Raw genomic sequence first — 2,261 nt, forward strand, 5'->3', positions numbered from 1 at the left:
ATATGATCGAGGTGTACATATATGTACTTGCAGCGAGTCACAGGATCGCCTGTGCGAAAAGGACTGTTCTCGGACGTCCTGTCCTTCACGGCGTGCCCATTCGCGCCGCAGGTGATGGTGAACTGGCAGCTAAGCGCAAGTTTATTGGTGAGTTCAGGCTTAAAGCCATGATAGCCGCTGTACCAGCGGCGTAAATTCGTGGAACAAATGCATCCATGCACAACGGCCAGATCGCCATCCCTGGGTCTCGCTTGTAAGCATGTTGCTGCGCAGCTCTCGCCATGTCACAGGTTCGCCTGTGCCAAAAGGACCGTTCTCGGACGTCCTGTCCTTCACGGCATTCGAGCTTCCTGCCCATCCGCACCGCAGGTGAAAGGTTGTTGCTTAGCGGGAAGCTAAATCCAAGTTGGTTGGCTACTTTGGGCTTTAAAGCCATGATGGCCACATCACCAACTCAATGTTTTCCCAAAGAGGAAACTATCAGAGAACAAAATCATTAATTTGACGCGCCTGGATCGGCAGTGGATGGGTTCTAAAAGAAGCTTGAGACTTGTGCAAGCAGGCACAATAAGAAAATGCTGGTCTCCCCACAGGGACTCGAACCCCGATCGGTCGCTTAGGAGGCGACTGCTCTATCCTGTTGAGCTATAGGGAGACGCCAGTGATTATACTGGTTTTCACCCGGATGAAAAGGCTTTGGATTTAATTGCTTAAATCTTAATCGCGATGTCATTCACCTGAATGTTGAGGGCGGCATTTTCACCGCTGAGCACTGCGATGGCACTTTCCTCTGTGACTTGATCTATGGTGATTTTCGCCCGGGTTTCTCCGGCCACGGCGCGCATCTGGTTCATGCGGTCGGGCAGGTTTCGTTGCAGCACGATTTGGAACTGATCGCCAACGCGGATGCCGTTGCGTCGTCCCAGGTTGAGTATTACTCTATCTTGTTGGCGCACGACTATCTGTGCCAGCAGAGGTCTGCATGCCAGCGCCATATCGATATCTTTACTGGCATTGGTCAGCACCTTGTCTATGGCCTGCCCGTAACTGGCACGCCAGAATCTGTCGCTGTTGGGAGGGACGGATTCATTTTTGGCAAACTCCCAGGGGGCGGAAATGCTGTAGTTCTGATACCAGATCTGCTCGCCGCTGATCCCATGGTAGAGGCTGAGCTGCAGCTGAAACAGTCGCTGAGGCTCGCTGTCCCACAGGCCCATAAAGCCGGACTCGGCCGGTTCGGTGGAGATATCTATGATTTGTGGCAGCAACAGATACTGGCTGTCGGTAATTTCACTTATCCAGGTCGGCAAACGGTAACCCCGGATATTGATAAGCTCTTCTTTGATATCCAGCCGCTCTTTGGCGTGCAGGTGGGCAAAACTGGTGGAGGATTGTTTATCCAGCGTTGCCGCTATCCGCTCGGACAGGCTTCGCTGGAAATTTTCCAACTGACCATAACGCAGTTGGCTTCTGTCCTTAATACTGGCCTGTGGCACCAGGATAGCGGCCTTGATGGCTGAGCTTTGGCACTTGTTATCCGGGCCATCGAGAATATCGAGCCGCATAACCACCTTGAGCTTGTCTCCCTGGCGCATTTCGCTGACCAGTTCGACACTGCTTATCTGCACCTGACTGGAAAGGCTGAAATCGTTTTGGGTCAAGCGCCCCTGGCTGACACTCTGGGTCGATTGAAAACTGCCGCCACGGGAGAGCAGGGCCATGTTGATGGCGTTGTCCATTGCCGCTTCCCGTGCCTGGGTCAAATTGCCATTGATTATTTTGGCTTCACCTCGGGCCTCGGTCCACTCTGCCATGGCGTTCAGGCTGATGCCCAGCAGCGGCAGCAAGAGCAAGGGGCGCAATCTCATAAGACGGTTCCTCAAAATAGGAGTCAGGGTGACGGAATTTTGCCGCCACTTAAACTGGTATCGCTTGCTATTCAAATTTTATGCCAGCGCCATCCATTCACAGCTGATGCAGCGCAGTTTGCGACCATGACTAAAGCGCGGCAAGAGTTTGCCGATAAGGGAACAGAGAATATAAGTTCCCATTGCCTGCCAGTGGGTAAATTGAAGGGGCAAATGAGGGTGTGGGTAATGAAAAGGCGTAGATAAGCCCCTTAAACATCTTCGTAAAAGCCTGTAATAAGCTGCCAGGCCATTGGGTTGGTTCGCCGGTGTCATCTGTTTGTACTTGGTCTGCAGGCCTAAGGAAGGTGCGAATAAGTCCTCGTGGCCTTCTCTTTTGTAGAGAGTGGCTTG

General features: G+C 52.5%; 3 protein-coding genes and 1 tRNA gene. 1 reads left to right on the plus strand and 3 read right to left on the minus strand.

Going from position 1 to position 2,261, the window contains the following annotated elements:
- A partial coding sequence (locus ON072_RS20920) for a hypothetical protein (RefSeq protein WP_274626182.1) occupies window positions 1-194 on the plus strand: 194 nt, incomplete at its 5' end.
- Between the two features lie 385 nt (window positions 195-579).
- Here the strand turns inward: ON072_RS20920 and ON072_RS20925 are convergent.
- The 3 genes from ON072_RS20925 to ON072_RS20935 all read right to left on the minus strand — a co-directional run.
- Window positions 580-655: transfer RNA gene (locus ON072_RS20925), tRNA-Arg, on the minus strand.
- Window positions 656-710: 55 nt separating this feature from the next.
- Window positions 711-1,868, minus strand: a complete 1,158-nt coding sequence (locus ON072_RS20930; RefSeq protein WP_274626183.1) for a flagellar assembly protein FlgT — start codon at window positions 1,866-1,868, stop codon at window positions 711-713.
- Window positions 1,869-1,946: 78 nt separating this feature from the next.
- Window positions 1,947-2,261: hypothetical protein (locus ON072_RS20935; protein ID WP_274626184.1), on the minus strand; the 315-nt coding region annotated here is incomplete at its 5' end.

It is taken from the genome of Shewanella sp. K8, from assembly GCF_028823715.1.
GTDB lineage: Bacteria > Pseudomonadota > Gammaproteobacteria > Enterobacterales > Shewanellaceae > Shewanella > Shewanella algae.